General features: G+C 43.3%; 23 protein-coding genes and 1 riboswitch. Of the genes, 9 read left to right on the top strand and 14 right to left on the bottom strand.

Annotated features, from left to right (window positions below; all coding sequences use genetic code 11):
* The first annotated feature begins 242 nt into the window (after positions 1-242).
* The 3 genes from NF865_RS00410 to NF865_RS00400 are packed head-to-tail and all read left to right on the top strand — an operon-like array spanning position 243 to position 3,262.
* Positions 243-1,175: a DUF1177 domain-containing protein gene (locus tag NF865_RS00410; RefSeq protein ID WP_253304689.1), complete on the top strand. Its 933-nt coding sequence runs from the start codon at positions 243-245 to the stop codon at positions 1,173-1,175.
* 1 nt (position 1,176) lies between these two features.
* Complete coding sequence (locus tag NF865_RS00405) at positions 1,177-1,833, top strand: AroM family protein (RefSeq protein ID WP_253304688.1); 657 nt, start codon at positions 1,177-1,179, stop codon at positions 1,831-1,833.
* Between the two features lie 28 nt (positions 1,834-1,861).
* The gene (locus NF865_RS00400; RefSeq protein WP_253304687.1) at positions 1,862-3,262 is read left to right on the top strand and encodes an amidohydrolase; all 1,401 of its coding nucleotides are present in this window, start codon (positions 1,862-1,864) and stop codon (positions 3,260-3,262) included.
* A gap of 19 nt (positions 3,263-3,281) precedes the next feature.
* On the opposite strand, the gene NF865_RS00395 is transcribed toward NF865_RS00400, so the two are convergent.
* From NF865_RS00395 to NF865_RS00360, 8 genes are all read right to left on the bottom strand, one after another.
* On the bottom strand, positions 3,282-4,622 hold the full coding sequence (locus NF865_RS00395; protein WP_253304686.1) for a bifunctional hydroxymethylpyrimidine kinase/phosphomethylpyrimidine kinase: 1,341 nt from the start codon (positions 4,620-4,622) through the stop codon (positions 3,282-3,284).
* 11 nt (positions 4,623-4,633) lie between these two features.
* Positions 4,634-5,257 carry a thiamine phosphate synthase gene (gene thiE, locus NF865_RS00390; RefSeq protein ID WP_253304685.1) on the bottom strand — a complete coding sequence of 208 codons (624 nt, stop codon included), beginning with the start codon at positions 5,255-5,257 and terminating at the stop codon, positions 4,634-4,636.
* Positions 5,247-6,053 carry a hydroxyethylthiazole kinase gene (thiM, locus tag NF865_RS00385; RefSeq protein ID WP_436317660.1) on the bottom strand — a complete coding sequence of 269 codons (807 nt, stop codon included), beginning with the start codon at positions 6,051-6,053 and terminating at the stop codon, positions 5,247-5,249. The genes thiE and thiM overlap by 11 nt, the downstream gene beginning before the upstream one ends.
* The gene (gene tenA / locus NF865_RS00380; protein WP_253304684.1) at positions 6,050-6,703 is read right to left on the bottom strand and encodes a thiaminase II; all 654 of its coding nucleotides are present in this window, start codon (positions 6,701-6,703) and stop codon (positions 6,050-6,052) included. Before tenA ends, thiM begins: the two co-directional genes overlap by 4 nt.
* A gap of 5 nt (positions 6,704-6,708) precedes the next feature.
* Positions 6,709-7,986 carry a putative hydroxymethylpyrimidine transporter CytX gene (gene cytX, locus NF865_RS00375; RefSeq protein WP_253304683.1) on the bottom strand — a complete coding sequence of 426 codons (1,278 nt, stop codon included), beginning with the start codon at positions 7,984-7,986 and terminating at the stop codon, positions 6,709-6,711.
* 102 nt (positions 7,987-8,088) lie between these two features.
* Positions 8,089-9,090 (bottom strand): TIGR01177 family methyltransferase, encoded by a 1,002-nt coding sequence (locus NF865_RS00370; RefSeq protein WP_253304682.1) that lies wholly within the window; start codon positions 9,088-9,090, stop codon positions 8,089-8,091.
* 13 nt (positions 9,091-9,103) lie between these two features.
* Positions 9,104-10,357 (bottom strand): MFS transporter, encoded by a 1,254-nt coding sequence (locus NF865_RS00365; protein ID WP_253304681.1) that lies wholly within the window; start codon positions 10,355-10,357, stop codon positions 9,104-9,106.
* Between the two features lie 28 nt (positions 10,358-10,385).
* Positions 10,386-11,126 (bottom strand): ATPase, encoded by a 741-nt coding sequence (locus NF865_RS00360; RefSeq protein WP_253304680.1) that lies wholly within the window; start codon positions 11,124-11,126, stop codon positions 10,386-10,388.
* Between the two features lie 108 nt (positions 11,127-11,234).
* On the opposite strand from NF865_RS00360, the gene NF865_RS00355 reads away from it, so the two are divergent.
* Positions 11,235-11,990 (top strand): molybdopterin-binding protein, encoded by a 756-nt coding sequence (locus NF865_RS00355; RefSeq protein ID WP_253305685.1) that lies wholly within the window; start codon positions 11,235-11,237, stop codon positions 11,988-11,990.
* On the opposite strand, the gene pyk is transcribed toward NF865_RS00355, so the two are convergent.
* Positions 11,987-13,414 carry a pyruvate kinase gene (gene pyk, locus NF865_RS00350; RefSeq protein WP_253304679.1) on the bottom strand — a complete coding sequence of 476 codons (1,428 nt, stop codon included), beginning with the start codon at positions 13,412-13,414 and terminating at the stop codon, positions 11,987-11,989. The two genes, NF865_RS00355 and pyk, sit on opposite strands and share 4 nt — an antisense overlap.
* 90 nt (positions 13,415-13,504) lie before the next feature.
* Here pyk and NF865_RS00345 point away from each other — a divergent pair, with 90 nt between their 5' ends.
* Positions 13,505-13,705 (top strand): TIGR04140 family protein, encoded by a 201-nt coding sequence (locus NF865_RS00345; protein WP_253304678.1) that lies wholly within the window; start codon positions 13,505-13,507, stop codon positions 13,703-13,705.
* A gap of 286 nt (positions 13,706-13,991) precedes the next feature.
* Here the strand turns inward: NF865_RS00345 and NF865_RS00340 are convergent, their stop codons facing one another.
* Positions 13,992-15,044 (bottom strand): radical SAM protein, encoded by a 1,053-nt coding sequence (locus NF865_RS00340; protein ID WP_253304677.1) that lies wholly within the window; start codon positions 15,042-15,044, stop codon positions 13,992-13,994.
* A gap of 267 nt (positions 15,045-15,311) precedes the next feature.
* Here NF865_RS00340 and for point away from each other — a divergent pair, with 267 nt between their 5' ends.
* Together for and NF865_RS00330 are read left to right on the top strand one after the other, a co-directional pair.
* The gene (gene for / locus NF865_RS00335; protein ID WP_253304676.1) at positions 15,312-17,177 is read left to right on the top strand and encodes a tungsten-containing formaldehyde ferredoxin oxidoreductase; all 1,866 of its coding nucleotides are present in this window, start codon (positions 15,312-15,314) and stop codon (positions 17,175-17,177) included.
* Between the two features lie 61 nt (positions 17,178-17,238).
* Positions 17,239-17,469, top strand: a complete 231-nt coding sequence (locus tag NF865_RS00330; protein WP_253305684.1) for a MoaD/ThiS family protein — start codon at positions 17,239-17,241, stop codon at positions 17,467-17,469.
* Here NF865_RS00330 and NF865_RS00325 read toward each other — a convergent pair.
* The 4 genes from NF865_RS00325 to NF865_RS00310 are packed head-to-tail and all read right to left on the bottom strand — an operon-like array spanning position 17,456 to position 20,090.
* On the bottom strand, positions 17,456-17,974 hold the full coding sequence (locus NF865_RS00325) for a FumA C-terminus/TtdB family hydratase beta subunit (RefSeq protein WP_253304675.1): 519 nt from the start codon (positions 17,972-17,974) through the stop codon (positions 17,456-17,458). The genes NF865_RS00330 and NF865_RS00325 overlap by 14 nt on opposite strands.
* On the bottom strand, positions 17,965-18,801 hold the full coding sequence (locus NF865_RS00320) for a fumarate hydratase (protein WP_253304674.1): 837 nt from the start codon (positions 18,799-18,801) through the stop codon (positions 17,965-17,967). Before NF865_RS00320 ends, NF865_RS00325 begins: the two co-directional genes overlap by 10 nt.
* A 10-nt stretch (positions 18,802-18,811) precedes the next feature.
* Positions 18,812-19,462, bottom strand: a complete 651-nt coding sequence (locus NF865_RS00315) for a glycosyltransferase family 2 protein (protein ID WP_253304673.1) — start codon at positions 19,460-19,462, stop codon at positions 18,812-18,814.
* On the bottom strand, positions 19,440-20,090 hold the full coding sequence (locus NF865_RS00310) for a zinc metalloprotease (RefSeq protein WP_253304672.1): 651 nt from the start codon (positions 20,088-20,090) through the stop codon (positions 19,440-19,442). The genes NF865_RS00315 and NF865_RS00310 overlap by 23 nt, the downstream gene beginning before the upstream one ends.
* Before the next feature lie 67 nt (positions 20,091-20,157).
* Positions 20,158-20,234: riboswitch (Fluoride riboswitch) on the top strand.
* A gap of 23 nt (positions 20,235-20,257) precedes the next feature.
* Between NF865_RS00310 and NF865_RS00305 the strand changes: the two genes are divergently transcribed.
* Both NF865_RS00305 and NF865_RS00300 read left to right on the top strand, forming a co-directional pair.
* Positions 20,258-21,103 carry a prenyltransferase/squalene oxidase repeat-containing protein gene (locus NF865_RS00305; RefSeq protein ID WP_253304671.1) on the top strand — a complete coding sequence of 282 codons (846 nt, stop codon included), beginning with the start codon at positions 20,258-20,260 and terminating at the stop codon, positions 21,101-21,103.
* 21 nt (positions 21,104-21,124) lie between these two features.
* Positions 21,125-21,592 (top strand): DUF6062 family protein, encoded by a 468-nt coding sequence (locus NF865_RS00300; protein WP_253304670.1) that lies wholly within the window; start codon positions 21,125-21,127, stop codon positions 21,590-21,592.
* Positions 21,593-21,796: the final 204 nt, after the last annotated feature.

Below are 21,796 nucleotides of genomic sequence, written 5' to 3'. Positions count from 1 at the left end.
CTGATTAAGTTTTGTTCTAGCTTTTGTTTTAGATGGTCTTCAGAAAGAAATGCCAAGTTATCTTTACTACGTCAACGGAAGAGATTTAAAACTTTATGTCAAGTTAGTAGTTATGTTACTAAGAGATAAACTTGTAATACCTAAGGAACACGTTATTTTGGGTGCCGGCGTTAAGGATGCCGAAGTTTTGAAGCAAGTCGAAGAAATAATTGGAAAAAAGATTGTTTAGGGGGTAAGCGAAAATGATGAAGCAAGTAATAGAGGCATATGAGTTGTTGGACAGTGCATATGTTACCGGAGAAAAAGTCGCGGAAATACTCAGGGAAAGGGGTTTAGAGAACATTGAAGTTCACAGAATAGAGGGAGAAAAAGGCTCCACTGACTTTATCAAGATCGTCGTGCCAGGAAAGAACGGAAAACTCTCCGGCGGAAACGCCCCGACACTTGGAGTAATTGGGAGATTGGGAGGAATTGGAGCAAGACCCGAGATGATTGGCTTGGTTTCAGATGCTGATGGTGCAATAACTGCAATAGCAGTTGCCCTAAAGCTCGCTGACATGAGGAGGAACGGAGATATCTTAGACGGTGACGTGATAATTGCTACACACATCTGTCCAAATGCTCCCACTCAGCCTCATGATCCTGTTCCATTTATGGGTTCCCCAGTAGACATGGCCACAATGAACAAATATGAAGTCGATCCAAGAATGGATGCCATTCTTTCTGTGGATACCACGAAAGGAAACAGAATAATAAATGTTAGGGGCTTTGCTATAACCCCAACCGTAAAGGAAGGCTGGATATTAAGGGTAAGCGACGATCTGCTGGACATAATGCAGTATGTGACTGGAAAAATGCCTGCGGTAGTGCCAATTACAATGCAGGACATAACTCCCTATGGAAATGGAGTTTATCACATAAACAGCATTTTACAGCCAGCCACCGCTACAGACGCTCCTGTAGTTGGAGTTGCTATAACTGCCGAGGTTCCAGTTCCAGGATGTGCAACTGGGGCTAGCCACGTAGTGGACATCGAGCAAGCAGCAAGGTTCTGTATTGAGGTCGCTAAAGGCTTTGGTAGGGGTAAGGTGAAGTTCTACGATGAGGAGGAATTCAAACGCTTGGTTGAGCTCTATGGCTCGATGAAACACCTCCAGACTCTTGGGAGGAAGTAAAATGAAAGTCGGCTTTATAACGATAGGGCAATCGCCTAGAGTTGACGTTGTTCCAGAAATAAAGCCATATCTTGGAGATGCTGAGATCATCGAGTGCGGGGCTTTGGATGGCTTAACGCTTGAGGAAATCAAGGAATTGGCCCCAAAAGAGGGTGATTATGTTCTAGTGAGCAGGCTTAGGGATGGTACGCAGGTTAGACTCAGCAGAGAAAAAATCGTCAAAAGACTTCAGGAATGCATAAAGAAACTAGAGGAGGAAGTTGACGTCATTGGATTTCTTTGCACGGGGGAGTTCCCGGAGTTAACATCGAGAAAACTGCTTGTTGAACCTTCTTTACTTCTTTTAAAAACAGTAAGCGCTCTAGGAGTTTCAAATCTTGGAGTCATAGTTCCGGACCCTGATCAAGTAGAAATGACACGAAGAAAGTGGGAGGGAATTGCTGAAAATCTCAAAGTTCAGAGTGTTTCTCCTTACATTGGAAAGAAAGAGGACTTCATAAAAGCTGCTCAAGAGTTGAAAGAATGTGATCTTATTGTAATGGACTGCATTGGGTACACGTTATCTTCTAAGAAAATTGTGAAAGAAATCACGAAGAAGCCTGTCGTTTTACCCAGAACATTAATGGCTAGGGTTATTGGGGAGCTTTTGGAGGGGTAATGGCATATTTGTTTAGAGGTGGTGCTCTATGGAAGAAACGAGACTAAAAGAGATACTGAAGCAGGAAGCCATAGCGTTTATAGACAGCAACAAAGAAAAGTTCGTAGAAATAGCTCAGTATATATGGGAGCACCCCGAGCTAGCGTTTGAAGAATTCAAATCATCAAAAATACTTGCAGATACACTGGAGGAGTTCGATTTTGAAGTTAAAAGAGGTGTAGCAGACCTACCTACAGCCTTTGTAGCCACATGGGGATCAGGGAAACCAGTACTGGGTCTCTTAGCCGAATACGATGCCTTACCAGGTTTAGCTCCAGACGGATCAGGTAACCCTGGTCATGGATGTGGGCATAACTTACTTGGAACTGCAAGTGTTGCTGCAGGGATAGCTGTTAGAGAAGTATTAGAAAAGCACAATATAACTGGAACGGTAAAAGTCTTTGGGTGTCCTGCTGAGGAAGTCGTTTTGGGAAAAATAATAATGGCCGCTAAGGGAGTCTTCAATGGACTTGATGGGGTTATTCAGTGGCATCCTTACTGGGAGAATGCGATTCGCTATGATAGTTCAACTGCAGCGGAGCTAAAAGTTTACAGATTCTATGGCAAATCCGCTCACGCAGGGGGCACTCCCTGGGAAGGAAAAAGCGCATTAGACGCTGCAATTTTATTCCTAAATTCGATAGAATTTCTACGGGAGCACATATGGGAAAAGGATAGGATTCACTACATAATTACCAAAGGAGGTGATGCTCCAAATATAGTGCCAGATTTTGCCGAAGTTGTACTCGGTGTTAGATCGTATGATATGAAGCACTTTGTAGAGCTTTCGAGAAAGGTCGATGAATGTGCAATAGCTGCTACAATCGGTACTGGGACAAAAGTCGAGATATTCAGCAAGGGGGCTTGTTATCCGATATTGCCCAATAAAGTGTTGTCCTCGGTAGTTTATGAAAACCTACAGCTAGTAGGCCCTCCAAAGTTCCCAAAAGATGCCTTAAAAACAGAAAAGCTCCATACAGGTATTGGGAAATTTGAAGGGTGGGAACTAGGAGGGGAATGGAGGGGAATGACCGCATCGACGGATGTAGGGGATGTTAGCTGGATAGTTCCAACTTCTGGCCAACTAACGACAGCGTGTGCCCCAATGGGAACGCCTACTCACAGTTTGGAGTTTACAAAGTATTCTGGGAGTTCAATAGGATACGAAGGTATGATTACAGCAGCTAAGGTAATGGCTTTGTCGTTAATAGATATTTTCCTGACCCCAGCGATTTTAGAGAAAGCATGGGAAGAGTTTAAAGCAAGAAAACAAAGCTTGGGCTGGGAGTATAAACCATTCTTGCCCTCAAAAGTTGAATACAAGCTAGAAGTTAGCACTAAACGAGAAGAATTCGAAATTGAGGAATACTTAAAGACTTTTAAGGAATAAAAAGCAAAAATCCACAAAATCATCCAATGAGCATTTTTAATTTTTTCAACGTAACTTCCGGGCTTTCGCCGAATATTAAGATCATTGGCTCTTTGCCCCGGTCCCCGAGGTGATAAATCACGTCAGGCCTGTCGTTTAGTCTTTCAATCGCGGTTTTTATTCCCCATGGAATGGTGCCGCCTTCTTTGGCTTTTATTTCTTCTGGTTCTTCCCTTCTATCGTAGAAGGACACTTTAAGTCCCAAGCTGGAGGCTTTCTTGATGAGCTCCTCACTGTATTTCAAGTTTAATGCACTCCTGACTTCGGGAAAGAACTCCATGAACGTTAAAATCGCTCTTGCCAGGTGATCTGAAGCTCCGAATTCTATTCCTCCTACGGGCTTTACGGTGTTTCCAAACTTCACTATCCGTCCTTTGACCCCAGCAACGTCATCCTTGTCTTTTGCATAAAGCTTGGGCAACGCGTAAACGAAGTTCATACCAACCTCAGGGACGTATTTGGGAAGGTTTTCAAGGGTTAGGAGTTCTTTAACGGCCTTGCTTAGGGATTCGTAAACTCTCCACTTTTCGGCTGGAATCTCTATCCAGGCGTTCTGGTTAACAGGGCAGTGGCCGTGCCCTATTTTCGCTCCGTAGTAGATTCCCATCGTTATGAACTTCTTTGCTATTCTAACGGCCTCTTCGAGCTTCTTCCCCTTTGCCAAATTTGCCGTTATTGCCGCAGAGAAAGAGCATCCTGTGCCATGGGTGCAGCCTTGGACAAATGGTGCCCTATATTCTTTGAATTCTCCGTTAAAATAAAGCACATCCACAGCTTCACTTAATCCCAAGTGGCCTCCTTTTACTATTGCCCCTTCAGCTCCCAGCTCTTCCACGATGATCTTTGCGGCTTTCTTTGCATCCTCAAGGCTCTCAATCTTTATCCCGCTCAGCTTCTCAGCCTCTGGCCTGTTGGGAGTTACCACCTTTGCGAGGGGGATTATCTTCTCAATCAAAGCGTCCATAGCATCTTCCCTAAGCAACGGCGCCCCGCTTTTGGCTATCATGACAGGGTCAACCACAAGGGGAAAGTCATATTTTTTTACGGTCTTTGCAACGGCTTTGATAATCTCGGCATTGCTCAGCATGCCTGTCTTTGCAGCATCCACTCCAATATCTTCCACAACGGCCTCTATTTGCTTTGCAACTACTTCCGGTGTAACATCGTAGATAGCCCTAACCTCTTGGGTGTTTTGGGCTGTTACAGAAGTTATTGCGACTAAGCCGTGAACACCGAAGGCGGAGAAAGTCTTTAGGTCTGCCTCTATCCCGGCTCCGCCTCCACTATCACTTCCAGCAATTGTCAAAGCTTTTCTAATCATTCTATCACCCCCTATCCGAGAACCTCCTCTATAATTTTTCTCATTTCTTCCGTGGCTCTTTTCACATCTTCTGCCCCCATTATTGCAGAAATAACTGCAATCCCATCTACACCGGTTTTGAGAACTTCCCTGATGTTTTCGTGAGTTATGCCACCTATCGCCACAACGGGAATTTTTACCAACTCCACTATTTTCCTAAGACCCTCTAGACCAATAACTTTTGCGTCCTTTTTTGTTGATGTTGGAAAAACGGAACCTGCTCCCAGATAGTCTGCTCCTTCCTCCTCTGCTTTTAGGGCTTCTTCTAAACTGTAAACAGATGCTCCGATTATAAGATTCGGTGCTATCTCTTTAGCAAGGGAAATAGGCATATCTTCTGGGCCTAATTGAACTCCATCTGCATCTGTTGCCAGAACTACATCTAACCGGTCATCTACAAAGTATAGGGCATCGTATTCTCTTGTCAGCTTCCTAATTTCCTTGCCAATTTCTATCATTTCTCTTGTTGGGGCATTTTTTATTCTCAGCTGAATTGAAGTTGCACCGCCTTCTAAGGCTTCCCTGACACTTTCTACTTCTGGTTTTAGCCTTCTATCAGTGATAACATACAGCTTCAGCTTTTTCCTAAGGTTCAACTTCCCTCACCTTGGCTCTCTCTTTTATGACCTCTCCATCAATTCTGTAAAGCCAGTCGTAGAGTTTCACATGAAAGCTTCCCGGATAAGGGGACTCTTCAAAGGCCTTTTCTGCGGCAATCTCAAAAGTTGTTAACCCGGCTACAGAAGCCTTTAGGGGTTCTTCAACTGCTAAAAACGCCCCTATTATTGCGGTGGTCATGCATCCCGTCCCCGTTACCCTCCCAAGCATTGGGGTTCCATTTTCTATGGCATAAGTTCTCCTCCCATCACTTACGTAATCAATAGCTCCGGTAACTGCCGCTATAACTCCAAACTCTTTAGCTACTGCTTTTGCAAGGTCTTTTGCGGCTTCCTTATCATACGTCAGAGAATCTACCCCTCTGGTTTTCCCCTGCTCGCCAAGAAGGGCTGCCATCTCCCCAAAGTTGCCCCTAACTACGCTTATATCTCCAACTTCCAGTAGCATTAGGGAGGTCTTTGTTCTTAGCTTTGTTGCTCCAGCACCAACTGGATCTAAAATTACGGGCTTTTTGAGGTTCTTAGCAATTTCAACTGCCTTGAGCATGGAATATATCTTATGCTCATCGAGGGTCCCGATGTTTATTACAAGGGCATCTGCCAGAGCTATCATATCCTCAAGCTCCTCTATTGCGTGAGCTATAACAGGGGAAGCTCCTATAGCCAGAAGAGCGTTTGCCGTGGTGTTCATGACAACGTAGTTGGTTATATTGTGCACTAAGGGCTTCTTTTCTCTAAGCTTTTCTAAAGCTCTACCAATCCATTCCACCTTCATACGGGCCACCTCTCCATCTTATAGGCCATGTCCCAAAACATGTATTCATATTTACTTGCTCTTTCGAAAACGCTCTCTAGCTTATGAAATTCGATTTCACTGGCTTTATCCAGCAACCCTTTCAGATCCTCCACAAGTTCGACATATTCCTTGGAGAGATACACCTTAGCCCAGTTTACGTAGAGAGAATTTTCGTTGGTTTCCAATAACCTTTCATGATACCTGGCTATCTCCATATAACTCCAGAAGCAAGGCATGATGGCAGCTAGGCCTTCGTAAGGAGTTCCTAAAAATGCCATGAGATTCATGAAGTTCATGTATGCATAATTGGTTGGGCTGGGTTCCTCTCTAACTGCATCTTCGATTGTGAGTCCTAATTCTTCTAAGAGCCTTTCATAGTTGGCAAGTTCAGTGCTGGCTTCCTCCTGAGCCAGCTTTAGGACTTTTCTCATGAGATCAAAGTCGCTTTTAGAGGCAATTATTGTTAAAGTTCTCGTTAGTCCCACAAGATAGTTGTAGTCTTGAAGCACATAAAATTTGAACTTTTCAATTGGCAGCGTGCCTTGGTATAATTCGACTACAAAAGGATGATTTAGTATTTTCTGCCAGATGTAATCTGCCCTTTGTCTTAGAGCATCGCTAACCTTCATTTTCTTTACCTCCCGAAAAGGTAGTAGAGAAGGCTTACAAGTATGAACGTTGGAATACTAGAGCCAAGTTTAAAGCCAAGCTCGCTTAACATTGGAATATGGATTCCAAAAAGCCCCTCTATGGCTAGGCCCATATAGAATGCAAAGCCTATTCCCCAGATCGCTATTGCTTTTAGATTATATCCGGCAAATGGGCCGTTTTCATCAAGCAGCTCCTCTGGGACGTAGGTTTTTCTTACAAGGAAGTAGTCGGTTATCATTATTGCTGCTAAGGACACGAAGGCTCCTCCTATGAGCAGCAGAAAGCTTTCATACTGCTCCATTGGGAATACTAAAGCTAATAGAGTCCCAAGGAAGCCAACTAAAAGCACTTGCTTCTTTGCGTCTGCTCCTGGCGAGATGTTCTTGTAAGTTATTGCCGCTGAGTATACGTCAAGGAAGGTTGTGGTTACTGTGGAGAAGATTATTATCAGCATTGCAGGAATTCCTACGCCGTAAGCAGCTATGATTTCAATGGGGTCTCCTTTTCCAATCGCCATATTTGTTAGTGCTCCAACGAAGTAGAACAGACTTGAGGATATGAAATAGCCCAGATAAGTCCCCCATAATGCTGAACTTTTGTCCTTGGCAAACCTTGAATAATCTGCTATCAGAGGTGCCCATGAGAGGGGCATTGCTATTACTAAATCCAACGCTAGCATAACGCCTATTTCTCCTGTTCCGGGCTTGGAGAGTAGCTCACTCAAGGGGAATCTTTTAAGCGTAACATAAGTAAGCCACAGGCTTAGTGCAAGTAAGAGCAGAGCCGCTGTTTTCTCAACTTTTTCCCAGTTCTTTGGCCCTATATACGTCCACCCTGTAACGATAAAGCCCAAGAGGATTACCCAAAGAGCATAGCTTTCAAATCCAAAGGCTTTTGATACTCCGTTCATTGCGTTCGCACCTACTATGAGCATAATGGCTGTCCAGCCTATGAGCTGGAGGTAGTTTAGGATTGAAGGCAAGATTGAACCCTTAATTCCTAGTGGGGCTCTTGAGAGCACCATGGTTGGCAGTCCAGTTTCCTCACCTTCGAGGGCTATTAAGCCCATTACCGCGTTTCCCAAGATATGCCCGATGATTATTATAAAAATGGCCATGCCCAATGAGAGAGCTGGAGTTAGCAGTGCTCCAGCCCAGAACTCTGCGATGCTTATTCCAGCTCCAAACCATATTGCAAAGAGTGTTAGGAATGTAAAAGTTCTTTTGCTCTTTTCCACAGGCGTTATCTCGTATCCCTCCATCTTCTCACCTCTGTATTCTGCATTCCCATAGAATTTTATAACTTTTTTGTCAAAATTTAAAACTTGGTTATACAAGAAAAAATAAAAAGCGTGAGAAAGCTTTCAGGTGCGCATAACATAGAAGTACCTGTCCAGCGAGGAGTGAACTCTCTGATAGTATTTTTCTAGGACTTCGAAGCCAATCCTCTCTGCTACCTTCTCTGCATTGAACTGAGCTGGAAAGGCTATGCTTAAATAACCATCAAGCACTTCATAAATGCTTGATAGGGCTTTTTCATACAGCTCTTCTCTTTTCCTCCCGCCTAAGGTTGCAGAACTTCCATAGGGTGGATCCGTCGCAACTGCTTCAAAGGTCTTATTTGGAAAGAGTTCTTTAAGTTTTGTCGCGTCTCCTTGCTTTAAAACGTAGTCCTTAACTCCATAGTACTCTAAATTCCGTTTAGCCCCTTCGACCATGTCTTTCCTTAAATCCACCCCATAGGCCCTTAATCCCATGAGGCCCGCTTCAATGAGTATCCCACCGGTGCCCATAAAGGGGTCGAGTATCTCTCTTCTTGCCCTAGATAAATTTACCATCGCCCTCGCAACTCTAGGAGGCAATGCTATGGGCTTGTAAAATGGTCTTTGATCCGCTTTTCGCTCGTTGAAAGGCTTTGCCTTGAAAAATCTTTCCCTAACCCCGACCCAGAGCTTTTTTCCACAGTAAACTCTAATCAGTGTATCGGGAGAGCTTAAGTTTACTTTGAACCCTCTTTTTGATATTAACGCTCCCAGCTTTCTTTCAACATCCTCTACCCTATGAGAGCAGTTTGCCATGGTTTCCCTGTCGACTTTGAATGTTCCTTGAATGTACTTCTCCCATTCAGTATTTTCTGCTTTTGAGTAAAGCTCCTCCAAGCTTTCAGCGGAAAACAAAAGCCTGCCGTATTCATGTGCTAAGCCGAGCCTATTAAGAAATGGAAAAGCACGTTCGTCGCCTTTGACTGCAAGGAAGAGGTAGTCTCGCTCAATGATTTTAAACTCTGGACTAGCCATCTCCAATAGTGCCCTGACTTCTCCTTGGGCCATTTCCGGGAGGTTTCCGAGTATTTCAACGTAGAGCATGTGAATGCTTTCTCTACACATCTTTTAAGATTTTGGAATGGAGAGTTAAAGCAACTGCCAGACCAAGTGGTATTAGTGAGGAAAGGAAGTTAATTTTAAAACTCATTTCGCTAAGATAACCTCCTATTAAAGGTCCAACAACCCATCCAATGCTCATCATTGTGTTTAATATCCCCATAGCCTGCGCTTTCATTCTGTCCTCTACATTAAGTGCCACATAAGAAGATGACGCACTAATAAATGCCGACCATTTTATTCCCGAAAGAATGGATATGGCAATCATTAGGTAAATGCTTGTAATTGCTCCGTAACCGTAGAACACTATCATGTAGCCTATGAGAGACAAAAGAAAGATTGTTTTTGCGCCTTTTTTATCAATGGCTTTGCCTATAAATGGTGCGCTTAGAGCAGCCGCCATAGAATCGACACCGAATAGTATTCCAACCCACTGGTTTCCAAATTTCTCTTCAAAGTATACCGAAAGCACTGAGTAAACTTGGCCCGAGGCTATCATCGCAAGCAAAACAGATAAGTAGAAGATTCCGAGCTTCCCTCTTAAAAGGCTCTTGAATGCGCTTCTCTCAAGAATTGTTCTTTCACTCTCTCTGCCTTCTTGAGTGATTATCGGTTTTTCGGCGCGTGGAGCTGGGTGGGGAGTTTCCTCAATAAGCAATGCAATTCCAGCTGAAACTATAGAAATTAAGGAAGATATCACAAAAGCACTTTTGATGCCGAGAGTTTTGACTATTCCACTTCCCAAGAAGTTGCCCAGCATATAGCCGGTGTTTTCAACGAAGTTGAAGAACCCGTAACTTGACCCGATTCTCTCCATAACTGAAAGCTCTGCAATAAATGCGGTATGAGCAGGAGAAAATGAGGAACTTAGAATTCCTTGAAGAATTCTTATTCCAAGGAGCATGGAGGGGGTTGTGGCAAATATCACAAGGAAGTACATAAAACCTGAAGAAAATATTCCGAAAGCGATAAACGGCTTTCTCCTTCCGGTTTTATCTGAGAGATACCCAAAGGGATATTGAGCTATGCTTGATGTTAAATTGAAAGCAACATTGAGAAGGCCCACAAGAAAAAGCGACCCTCCAAGAAGCTTCATGTACACTCCAAGGTATGGAAAAGCTATTCCCCAGCTTATGTTAGCCAAAAACATTGAAATTGCTAAGAGGATAATGTTCTTCCTTCTTTTTTTCCTCATGGATGTTTTTGCAGTTCGCTCTCTAATGACTTGAAGTAGAGAGCGCTCTCGCTTCACGTCCTCACCTCCTTCCCCCTATAGAATCTTAACTTTTTAGGATATCTTTGATGAGGGCTTTTGCTATTTCCTTGTCTATTGCTCCCGCCCTGAGCTCTCTCAACACCCTCTGGATGCCAAAGCGCTTTAAGATTGGTGCTGTTTTAGTGGCGCTTTTCCACAAGGAGCAACCAAACCCTAGTGTGTATTTCCTGTCAAGTATTTTTATTGCTTCCCTCTTGTCCAGAGCTAAAAACGCAGGAAAGTTTAGCTTTATCAAGTCCTCTTCCTTGTAGATTGAAATACTCCCAAAGCTAAGCAGATCCCCCGAGGCCACTATTTTTATTCCATTTTTTCTTGCGTAGTTTTTGACGGCTTCCATTATCATTGAGTGGCACTTACCGCATATGGGAGCTCTCTTTTGTATTTGGGAGTTTATGACTTCCATATATTTGGGAACTTCAACAAAAACCGCCCCGTAGCTCTGAGCTCTTAGCAATACTACGTCCTCCATTTGTGGGAGCTTTACCATAACCGGGACAACATCAAAACCGGCCCAGCGTAGGATTAAAAGTGTTGCAGTACTGTCGCTCCCCATTGAAAAGGCTAAAGCTATTTTTTCTTTGATCCTGCTTCTATCAAATTCCTTTCCGTAGAGTCTGTAATGAAGCAGAGCTTTTAACCTTTCGTAGGCTTTTTCGCTAATCTCTCCTCTAACTCGCTCAAGGGCTTCGAGGCTCTGCTGTAGACGGTAGGACTTAACGAAGTCGTTTTTTACTACCTCTATCATCGTGGATGGGATTCGAGAGTAGGCTTTTAAAGGGTTTCTATGACGCTTGGTGGCTTAGACAAGGGAAAGATTAAATTTCAAAGAGCTCAATTGTTAATGGTGGTGGATATGTTCGCGGAAATCATTACAGTAGGTGACGAACTCTTAACGGGTAATACAGTTGACAGCAACTCTGCTTTTATAGCCCAAAAACTCACGGAAAGAGGCTATTGGGTGAAGCGAATAACTACCGTTGGAGATGACGTTGAGGATATAAAAAGCGTAATTAGGGAATCCCTTTCCAGAAAGCCAGAGGTTTTGATAATAGCCGGTGGACTTGGGCCAACTCACGACGACGTTACAATGCTCGGAGTTGCCAAGGCTCTCAACCTTGAGTTGGAATTAAGGGAAGATGCCCTCAAGAGAATTGAGGAATTTTACATAGAACTTTACAAGAAAGGCCTTATAGATGATCCAAAACTTAATGAGGCGCGAAAGAAGATGGCATACCTCCCAACGGGGGCTGAGATGCTAAACAACTCCGTTGGAGCAGCTCCGGGCGCCTTTTTGATCCATGAGCATACAAAAATCTTTGTTCTCCCTGGGATGCCAAGGGAAATGAAGGCAATGCTTGAAAACGAAGTTCTTCCTAGACTTGGAAAAAGAACTTTCCTCCAGAAAAAGCTTCTCGCAGAGATAACAGACGAGTCAAAGCTTGCTCCTATCTTAAATGAGGCGTTGAAGAAGTTCAACATAAAGATTCATTCCTCACCGAAAGGATTTGGAAAATATATTGGGATAATTCTCTTTGGAGAATCTGAGGAGGAAATTGAAAGGGCTAGGAAATTTATGGAAGAAAAAGGGATAAAATTCGAAGAAGTCTAAGGAATCTGGAAAATACGCAGTGTATTTGTTCCTGTTGTCTTTCCTATTGGCTTTCCTTCTGTTAAGAGGACTGTGTCATCTTCTTTGGCTAGTCCCAATCCTTTTATCAGCATTATTATGTCTTTCTCATCAAAGTTCTCTTCCATGCAGAACGAATAAACTCCGTAGGAAAATGCTAAGTTGTTGCAGACCTTCTCGTTACTTGAGAAAGCCAAGATCCATTGTTTTGGTTTGAAACGTGATATGAGCCTCGGGGTTAACCCGGTTCTTGTCGGGGTTAGGATGTATTTTATGTCTATAGCACAGAGAGAATCTATAACGCTCCGGGTTATTGCCTCTTTTATCGTGCTTCTTTTTGGCAATGAGTCGAGCCAAGCGCGCAATCTGGAGTATCCCATTGATTCCCTATATTCCTCAGTTGTCCTGGCTATCCTTGCCATCATTTCCACCGTTTCCACGGGATATTTTCCTATGGCAGTCTCTTCGGACAGCATCACGGCATCCGTGCCGTCCAATATTGCGTTTGCTACATCCGTTACTTCTGCTCTCTTTGGTATTCTTTCGGTAGTCATCGAGACGAGCATTTGAGTTGCAGTAATAACTGGCTTCGCAGCCAAGTTAGCCTTTTTTATAAGTTGTTTCTGCATTATTGGGAGCTTCTCAATTGGCATCTCCACTCCCAAGTCTCCCCTCGCTATCATTATTCCATCAGCGACGTTTAGAATTTCATCAAAGTTTCTCACTGCATCTGGGCGCTCTATTTTTGCGATCACAAAGAGGTCTCCGTTTTTCTTTTCAATGAAACTCTTTACTTTAAGCACATCATATACCGAACCCACAAACGACAATCCTATTGCGTCTATTCCATTTTCAATTGCAAATTCTATTATCTCAAAGTCCCTTGGAGTTATCGCTTCAATTGGAAGATTAGCCTTTGGAATGTTTATTCCTTTGTGCGAGAACAGCGTACCACCATGCACTACAACACATTCGACATCCTTTCCTCTAACTTCTTCAACCCTTAACATTATGTAACCATCGCTTAGGTATATCACATCTCCTTTTGACACCAGCTTGGGGAAGTCTTCAAACTCGACGGGAAGAGTTGTTTCATCTCCTTCAACGTCTCTCGTAGTAAGTACGACTTTACTCCCCTTTTGTAGTTTTACAGAATCTCCTTTTATCTTTCCAACTCTCATCTTTACTCCCGGCAGATCACCCAGAATCGCAACCCTCTTTTCCAACTTCTCGGCAGTTTTTCTCACCAATTCAATAGTCTTTGCATGCTCTTCAAGGGTTCCGTGGGAAAAGTTTATCCTCGCAACGCTCATTCCGGCTTTTATCATTTTTTCTATGGTATCCTTATCCCTTGAAGCGGGTCCAATTGTGGCGATTATTTTTGTTTTGTGAGCGGGAAGTTCCATTTCTCTCACCTCTTCTATCTTTATCCCGATTATTAATTAAGTTTTCTGGAATCCGAAAGATATTTTAAAATAGCTTTCTTTACCTCTTTCATGAGAAAAAAGTTGATAACAGCACTTCCTCCGGAGGAGATTCTTAGAATCAAGGACACTTCCAAGGCGCAGGTAAAGATAAAAATCCGGGAAGTGGAGGCCTATTTTGGGGTACCAAGATGGGAGGTCGTTATTGAAGGGACTGAAGAGGAAGTTGAGAAATTCATGAACGTTTTAATGAGATCCAGAGGAGGTGGTTAGTAAAGCTCTCCGATATTTTCTTTCTCTTTAAGTTCCTCTTCTTTTTTCTCGAGATGCCTTGAGTACCACGTTGTAAAAATGCGAATAAATATGTAGGCGAATATTATGCTCAATTATGCCACCAATGAGTGCTTTGTCAGTAATTTCTCTTGTGGGAATAGGCATTTTTATTGCCTCTTTTTCTTTCCAAATATTCTTCTACGAGCGTTTTTAAGCCGAATAGTATGAAAAATAACAAAAACAGGATCAAGACCAATTTTGTAGAGACTCCTGAAGTTACCTGCATTCACCCCACCAGCGCGTTTTTTAATCCAAACTCCTTCACAAGCTGGGCTGCCTTGAGCATTTCATCGTTCGTAAGCCTTCTATCAATTTCGGGGTACTCATGAGCCCTATACTCCGGCCGGTACTGAAACATCACGTTAACTCTCACGTCCTTGCCGAGGTTTTCGCTTATCCATTTCAAAATCGGCCTCGTGCAGCAGTCTAAATGGCCAGGCATTACAAGGTGTCTTATCAAAAACTCGGCTTTATAGTGCTTTTTAGCCAATAAGAAGTTTCTGGTAACTGTTTCCCAGTAGTTGGGAGATTTTGAGTACTTAAGCGCATCCTCATTGTTGCCCCATTTGAAGTCTCCGAGGTAAATATCGACAATTCCATCTAAAAGCTTCATGCTTTTCTCGCTCATATACATGTTCGAGTTCCACACTACTGGAATCGGGACTTTGACATATTTTAGAGTTTCAAGAATAAAAGGAAGGTTTGGAGTGGGCTCACCTCCAACGAAATTGACGTTTTTGGCGCCTTCAGCATACGCTACCGCTATTTTGGTTGCCATTTCTTCAGGGGAGTGCCTCACACCTACCCGATATTGACTTATGTCCCAATTCTGGCAGAAAACACAGCGAAAGTTGCACCCTGAAAAGAAGACTGTGTAAGAAGGTACAAGCTCTGGCTCTTCTCCTATGTGAAGGAAGTCGCTTGCAACCAGAGTTTCTTTAACCCTGCAGTATCCCGCTTCCTTAAACCGGTTTGCATGGCATTTAAACTCACATAACTCGCAGCTTTCAAGGATTTTGTGAGCTATTAGTGATTTTAGATCAAGGAGGCTCTTTTTGGGACTCTCCTTTAGGTCATTCTCTCTCAACTTTTCCATGCCCTCTTCGTGTATTTCCCACAAATTCTCAAGACTTGCATCCTCTTCAAAATCCACCTCTGCCTGCTTTGCATAGAAGAAGTTTGGTTTTTCTTTCCCGCTCAGAATTGAGAAATAATGTGGCAGAGCTTTTTTTGCCCTTCTAATCTCTTCAATTTCGAATCTTCTAAACCACATAGCCATCAAGTAAGAATAGCACAGGAGATATTAAAAGTTTAAACCTCTTTAGGGTTGACACTTCTGGCAATATTGTACGCATTTTGAACGATAAATTTTCAATACTGCTGGGCTCTTTTCAAAGATTCCTCGAAGAATTTTGCTAAATAAAAAAGTTTATTTCGGTGATAGTTGTTAAACAAAGATGTTTTCTTATATTATGCCAATTAAATTATTTTATGAACCCAAAATCTTTATTAAAATTCAGACATTAATGAACTTTGGTGGTCTTCTATGAAAGGTTGGTGGGGACGGATACTTAGAGTTGATTTAACGAACAACAAAGTTTGGGTACAAGAATATCCTGAAGAAGTTGCAAAGAACTTTATTGGTGGGAGAGGTTTAGCTGCATGGATTCTTTGGAATGAAGCCAAAAACGTTGATCCTCTTGGCCCAGAAAACAAACTAGTTTTTGCAAGCGGTCCATTTAACGGTCTCCCAACACCAAGCGGTGGAAAAATGGTTATCGCTGCTAAGAGCCCAATAACCGGTGGTTATGGTGATGGTAACCTTGGAACAATGGCCACAGTCCATTTAAGAAAAGCGGGTTATGATGCTATTGTTGTTGAAGGTAAGGCCAAAAAACCCGTCTACCTCTACATTGAGGATGATAACGTAAGTATTTTGAGTGCCGAAGGTCTCTGGGGTAAGACTACTTTTGAAACTGAGAAAGAGCTTAAGGAAATACACGGAAAGAACGTTGGAGTTCTGAGCATAGGCCCTGGTGGAGAGAACCTCGTTAAATATGCTGTTGTTATCTCCCAAGAAGGAAGAGCGGCAGGAAGACCCGGTATGGGTGCAGTAATGGGTAGCAAGAAGCTCAAGGCAGTGGTTATTAAGGGTACCAAGGAAATTCCAGTTGCGGATAAGGAGAAACTTAGGGAGCTTTCACAAGAGGCCTACGATGCAATTCTCAATTCACCCGGCTATCCGTTCTGGCACAGACAAGGAACAATGGCCGCTGTAGAATGGACAAATGAAAACTCTGCACTGCCAACGAGGAACTTTAGCGATGGAAGCTTTGAGTTTGCACGCTCAATAGACGGTTACACAATGGAGGGTATGAAAGTCAAGCAAAGGGGCTGTCCATACTGTAACATGCCGTGTGGAAACGTTGTCCTTGATGCAGACGGCCAAGAGAGCGAACTTGACTATGAGAACGTCGCCTTACTCGGCTCAAACCTTGGAATTGGGAAGCTCAATGAGGTCTCCGTCCTTAACAGAATTGCCGATGAAATGGGTCTCGATACAATCTCACTGGGAGTTTCGATATCTTACGTAATGGAAGCCAAAGAGAAAGGTATCATAAAAGACGACGATGCTCCCGAATTTGGCGACTTCAAGAAAGCTAAGCAGCTAGCCTTGGACATAGCTTACAGAAGGGGAGAACTTGGAAACCTTGCTGCCGAAGGTGTCAAAGTTATGAGTGAAAAACTCGGTGCTAAAGACTTTGCAATGCACGTAAAAGGCTTGGAAGTTAGCGGTTACAACTGTTACATCTACCCGGGAATGGCTCTTGCGTATGGAACAAGTGCCATCGGTGCCCACCACAAGGAAGCATGGGTCATCGCATGGGAAATTGGAACGGCCCCAATTGAGGGCGAAAAGGCTCAAAAGGTTGAGTACAAGATCACCTACGACCCAGAGAAAGCCGCAAAAGTCATTGAATTGCAGAGACTTAGAGGTGGCCTCTTCGAGATGCTTACCGCCTGTAGACTCCCATGGGTTGAAATAGGACTCAGCCTGGACTACTATCCAAAGCTTCTTGAAGCTATTACCGGTGTCAAGTACACATGGGACGACCTATACAAAGCTGCGGACAGAGTTTATGCCCTCATAAGAGCATACTGGGTAAGAGAATACAACGGCAACTGGAGCAGAGGGATGGACTACCCACCAGAGAGATGGTTCAAGGAAGGTCTCAAGAGCGGACCCTACAAGGGACAGCACCTTGATAAAGAGAAATACGATGCATTGCTCAGCGAGTACTACAAGCTTAGAGGATGGGACGAGAGAGGTATTCCAAAGAAGGAGACCCTCAAAGAGCTCAACCTTGAATTCGTCATTCCAGAGCTTGAGAAGGTTACAAAGCTCGAGTGAGCTTTTTCCTTTTTCAATAAATTTTTTAGCCCTTTTAAGGAAAAGTTTTCTGGTGGTGTCAATGGTAAAGATCAAGCTTATGGGTGCTTTTGCCCACCTTGCTAAAGCTAGGGAGCTTGAAATAAAGCTCGATAAGCCCAAACAAGTGGATGAAATACTCAGAGAGATAATCCCAAGGTACGATGAATTTCACGACAAGATAATCCTCATTAACGGCAAGCCCGCAAAAGGAAATGCCCTAGTTGAGGAAGGCGATGAAATAAAGGTCATGCCCGTCCTCAGTGGCGGTTAGAGTAAAGAGAATCTCCAAAAGCGTCTATCCCCACTATGAGTGGGAAATCTTTAACCTCAAAAACCCACACAGCCTCAGGAATTCCAAGCTCCTCTAGCCAATGGACATCTACAACTCTTCTTATACTTTTTGCCGCAAGGGAACCAGCGCCTCCGGTAAAAGCAAAGTAAACAGCTTTGTGTTTTCTAAAAGGCTCTGGGTTCATGCCCCCTTTTCCTATGATGCCCTTGATTCCTATGCTTAGAATTTTGTCCAGGTATTTGTTCATCCTCGCGCTCGTTGTTGGGCCTGCCGAGACTATCTCAAAATTTTCCCTCTTTCTAACTACGGGCCCACAATGATATATTACCGCTCCTCTTGGATCGAAAGGTGCTCCTTCTTCGATTATTTTCCTATGTGCAAGGTCTCTTGCCGTATAGATTACTCCAGAAAGATATACGATGTCCCCCGCCCTAAGCTTTAATACTTCTTTCTCGCTTAGCGGGGTTGTAAGCTTTACTGCCATATTCTCACCTCTCCATCCTTATTAATCTCAAGAAATGCCTTTCTGTGAGCCCAGCACTGGAACACAATCCCAACTGGAAACGACGCCGGATGCCTTGGAGCAACTTCAACTTTTACATCCAGTGCGGTCGTTTTTCCTCCCATTCCCATAGGGCCAATTTTGAGGGAATTGATCTCCTCTAAGAGCTCCTCTTCAAATCTCGCTATTTTCTCGTCTTGATGCCTCTTTCCTATGGGTCTTAACAAGGCTTTTTTGGCAAGCTTTAGAGCCAAATCTGAGCTTCCCCCAATGCCTATTCCAAGGATTATTGGGGGACAGGGTTTTCCGCCACATTCCTTAACCCTCTCAATGACGAACTGCTTCACACCTTCAAATCCCTCCGCTGGAGTTAGCATCGCTAAAGCGGAGCAATTCTCGCTCCCTCCTCCCTTTGGTAGAACGGCTATTTTTATCTTATCTCCACCTACAAGCTCCCAGTGGATAATCGGGAAGTTTCCAATATTCTTGTTCGTGAGAACATCAACTGTGTTCGGTCTTAGAGGGATTTCCCTTGTTGCTTTCTCTAAGGCAGATGTTATGAGCTCTTTGATCACTCCAAGGTAGGGGCTTCTAACTCCAGCCTCTACAAAGAAAGTTACAGTTCCAGTATCTTGACACACCGGAATTTGTTCCTTTTCTCCGATTTCAATGGCGTTTAAAATGTTTTCAAGGTTGAATCTTGCAGTTGGACTGTTCTCTTTCTCGTAGGCTTTTTGGAGAGATTTAACAACGTCATCTGGAATCTTTGTGACGGCAAGCCTTATAGCTTCAATTATAGCATCTTCCATGTTTACCACCTCAGTACTTAATGAGAGAGTTGAGAAACCTCAAAACGTCTTCAAACCTGAAGTGACCAGTTTCAATCCCATATATTCTCTCTACAGGAACTTCTTTGACCCTTGCTCCCTTTTTCACGGCTTTTATTAAAACCTCTGTTTCGACCTCATACCTCTTGCTCTCTATCTCTGGCAGGAATTCTCTCCTAATTGCTCTAAACCCGCTTTGGGTGTCTTTGACATCAATACCCAGCTTGATCTTTATTAAGCTCGTGCTTAGAAAATTGCTTACCTTCCGTATAAGCGGCCTTTTTCCCTGTGTTTTTATCAATCGGGAGCCTATGACAAAGTCTGCCTCACCTTTTAGAATAGGGAAGACAAGCTTTTCAATTTCCTCCGGATTATGCTGGCCGTCTGCGTCTATAAAGACCACGATGTCTCCGCTTGCCTTTTTAATTCCTTCTCTCATTGCCGTACCTTTCCCTTGGTTTTCTTTAAGCCTTATGACTTCTGCTCCGTGGTTTTTTGCGACCTCGGAAGTGTTGTCTTCGCTCCCATCATCAACAACAATAACTTCGTCAACAAACTCGGGTATTTTTGAAAGGACTTTCCCTATCCTCTTCGCCTCGTTGTAGGCTGGAATAACAACGCTAATCCGCTTTCCCCTTAACATTTCTTTTCAGCTCCAAAAAGCACTTTTCACAGAAATCTTCTCTCCTTAAGTCCCACTCCTCAATAACCTTTGGGGGGTTCATAACGCAGTCCTCTTGGCAGTGATTCAGCTCAAAAGCATGGCCAATTTCGTGTAAAATTCCTTTAAAAAGCCGATTTTCAAAAGTCTTTTCGTTTTCAGATTCAAAAGGTTTTATTGAAAGAACCATGACCTTTAATTCGTGAAACTCTTGATGAACTCCTAAAAATTTCTCGTAGAAATCTAGGTAGGGATTTCTCGAAACGATGGGGAAGTTAACTATCCCGAATATCTTGTTCATGATAACTCTTTCTTCGGTTCTCTCGTTTTTCTCTTCTCTTGCTTTCTTCTTCTGAAAAAGCTCTTCTTGAGCATGTATAAGTTTCGCATGTAAAAGTTCAGTGATGGCTTCAAGAGGATACCCTTTAACACTTCCACCGTCTGTTTGGATGTTGATGAGATATCCCGGGCCTAACTCAAGCTCTCCAAGATAAACAAGCCTTATTGGGAGGTCTTTTGATTTAAAATACCTATTAACCCTTCTATATGTTCTGGCAATTAGCTTTTCATTGAATGTGTTGCCAACGTGAACGAATCCAACAAGCTCCATGTCTCACCACTCGCTTGGTTATTATTTTATCTTTCCAAAAGAAAAGCTTATAAAATTACCTAAGAATTCACCTCTGGGCGATGGCGTCCGCCCGGGGCTTCGAGCCCAAACCGCCCGTTAAGGGCTGATGACGCCTGTTCTCCGCTAAAAGCTTGGGAGGCGGTAGAATGGGCTCGAAGCTAGAGAATTATATAAACCTTAGAGCAGTTTTGAGATATGTTGAGGAGAGGAGACATGAAGATGGAGGTTACTGCTTTGTTTCCCTCTTAAATGAGACAAACATAAATGACACATACTATGCGGTTAAAATCTACGACCTCCTAGGCATGGAAGTTCCAGAGCGAGAAAAAACAATAGAATTTCTCTATACCTCATTAAAGCCCCAACAAGCAGTTGTTGCAATATCTATGGCAATTGAAGGGTTAGCGATTCTAGGGGCAAAAGACCTCGCAGAAGAAGGCCTTTCATTGGTCTTTGAAAAATATAGGCCCCTTGAGGGCAAGTTCGCTGTGGGTCTTGGAGGAAGCGAAGAATTTGGAACTGCAACTCCACTTGAGGCAACTTACTGGGTGCTTAGAGCGTTCAAGGCAGTAGATCACAAAATCTCTCCAGAAGAAAAAGAGAAAATAAGAGAGTTCATTGAAAGCTTTAGAAAGGGTGATGGTTATGGAGTAAAGCAAGCTATAACCACTATGACTTATCAGGCAATATTTGCACTTAATTCTCTAGATTACAAAACACCCAAAACAAGCCACTTTCATAGATGTGAGGCTTACGGTGGCTTCACAGAGGTGCCTTATTCCCTCCCGCCCTACCTAGAGCCAACGTTTTATGCATTGAGGGGGTTAAAACTACTCGGTGAGAAGCCGCGGTATGTGAAGGAGCATATAAACTTTATAAGAGCTCTTCAAAACCCCAATGGGGGCTTTAGAAGGAGTCTTGAAATGGGAATATCAAACTTCCAGAACACCTACAGAGGCTTGAGGGCACTTGACGACCTTCTAAGCTTTTAATTATTTTTAGAGGCGGAGCTAATGGACATTATAGGGGTATACCTCAAAGAAGCCCTTGATAGAGCCGGTTGTCCTGTATGCTACTTATTGGATAAGTATGAAAAGAGCTCTATAGAAACTATTCTCTATGAGCATGTAAACGATCCCTTCGTTAGAGAAAAATTTGCAGAGAGCCTTGGTCTTTGCCCATATCACGCATGGAGGCTGAAAGAGATTGCATACTCAAATCCGCTTTATGGAGGACTCGGAGTAGCTGTGATATATGAACATATGCTCTCATTATATCTTAAAGGCTTGCGAAATGGGGAGAAGATTGAAGAGAAAGAATGCTACCTGTGTAAGGCCGTAAAGGAGAAGGAGCGCGACATCGTGGAAACATTTGCGGAGCGTTTGAATGAACTTCTTGAGGATTATAAAAATTCGGAGGCAGTGTTGTGTAAAAGACATTACGAACTGATTCAGTCTTTGCTTGGAAAAATACTCCTTTGACTGAGTCTTTAAGAGAAATTCAGGTTGGAAAACTTGGGAGCATCAGGGAAAGAATGAGAAAATTCACTGAGAAGTTTGATTACCGTTCCAGAGAAGCACCAACTCAAAAGGAAGCCTTAGCAGTCCTGCTGGCCATTGAGAGCTTAAAAGGTCTGCCGTTAGGAGTAAACTTTTGTAAAAAGAGAGAAGAAACGGGGCATTTTT

Origin of the sequence: Thermococcus aggregans (assembly GCF_024022995.1) — an archaeon.
In the GTDB taxonomy this organism is placed as follows: Archaea; Methanobacteriota_B; Thermococci; order Thermococcales; family Thermococcaceae; genus Thermococcus_A; species Thermococcus_A aggregans.
Note: the sequence above shows the minus strand (reverse complement) of the source record. Positions and strands in the feature narration are given on the sequence as shown.

Bases quoted from the DNA above. Each gene is read 5' to 3' on its own strand.
- NF865_RS00410 (WP_253304689.1), top strand. From the start codon at position 243: ATGATGAAGCAAGTAATAGAGGCATATGAGTTGTTGGACAGTGCATAT.
- NF865_RS00405 (WP_253304688.1), top strand. From the start codon at position 1,177: ATGAAAGTCGGCTTTATAACGATAGGGCAATCGCCTAGAGTTGACGTT.
- NF865_RS00400 (WP_253304687.1), top strand. From the start codon at position 1,862: ATGGAAGAAACGAGACTAAAAGAGATACTGAAGCAGGAAGCCATAGCG.
- NF865_RS00395 (WP_253304686.1), bottom strand. From the start codon at position 4,622: ATGATTAGAAAAGCTTTGACAATTGCTGGAAGTGATAGTGGAGGCGGA.
- thiM (WP_436317660.1), bottom strand. From the start codon at position 6,053: ATGAAGGTGGAATGGATTGGTAGAGCTTTAGAAAAGCTTAGAGAAAAG.
- tenA (WP_253304684.1), bottom strand. From the start codon at position 6,703: ATGAAGGTTAGCGATGCTCTAAGACAAAGGGCAGATTACATCTGGCAG.
- cytX (WP_253304683.1), bottom strand. From the start codon at position 7,986: ATGGAGGGATACGAGATAACGCCTGTGGAAAAGAGCAAAAGAACTTTT.
- NF865_RS00370 (WP_253304682.1), bottom strand. From the start codon at position 9,090: ATGCTCTACGTTGAAATACTCGGAAACCTCCCGGAAATGGCCCAAGGA.
- NF865_RS00360 (WP_253304680.1), bottom strand. From the start codon at position 11,126: ATGATAGAGGTAGTAAAAAACGACTTCGTTAAGTCCTACCGTCTACAG.
- NF865_RS00355 (WP_253305685.1), top strand. From the start codon at position 11,235: ATGTTCGCGGAAATCATTACAGTAGGTGACGAACTCTTAACGGGTAAT.
- pyk (WP_253304679.1), bottom strand. From the start codon at position 13,414: ATGGAACTTCCCGCTCACAAAACAAAAATAATCGCCACAATTGGACCC.
- NF865_RS00345 (WP_253304678.1), top strand. From the start codon at position 13,505: ATGAGAAAAAAGTTGATAACAGCACTTCCTCCGGAGGAGATTCTTAGA.
- NF865_RS00340 (WP_253304677.1), bottom strand. From the start codon at position 15,044: ATGGCTATGTGGTTTAGAAGATTCGAAATTGAAGAGATTAGAAGGGCA.
- for (WP_253304676.1), top strand. From the start codon at position 15,312: ATGAAAGGTTGGTGGGGACGGATACTTAGAGTTGATTTAACGAACAAC.
- NF865_RS00330 (WP_253305684.1), top strand. From the start codon at position 17,239: ATGGTAAAGATCAAGCTTATGGGTGCTTTTGCCCACCTTGCTAAAGCT.
- NF865_RS00325 (WP_253304675.1), bottom strand. From the start codon at position 17,974: ATGGCAGTAAAGCTTACAACCCCGCTAAGCGAGAAAGAAGTATTAAAG.
- NF865_RS00320 (WP_253304674.1), bottom strand. From the start codon at position 18,801: ATGGAAGATGCTATAATTGAAGCTATAAGGCTTGCCGTCACAAAGATT.
- NF865_RS00315 (WP_253304673.1), bottom strand. From the start codon at position 19,462: ATGTTAAGGGGAAAGCGGATTAGCGTTGTTATTCCAGCCTACAACGAG.
- NF865_RS00310 (WP_253304672.1), bottom strand. From the start codon at position 20,090: ATGGAGCTTGTTGGATTCGTTCACGTTGGCAACACATTCAATGAAAAG.
- NF865_RS00305 (WP_253304671.1), top strand. From the start codon at position 20,258: ATGGGCTCGAAGCTAGAGAATTATATAAACCTTAGAGCAGTTTTGAGA.
- NF865_RS00300 (WP_253304670.1), top strand. From the start codon at position 21,125: ATGGACATTATAGGGGTATACCTCAAAGAAGCCCTTGATAGAGCCGGT.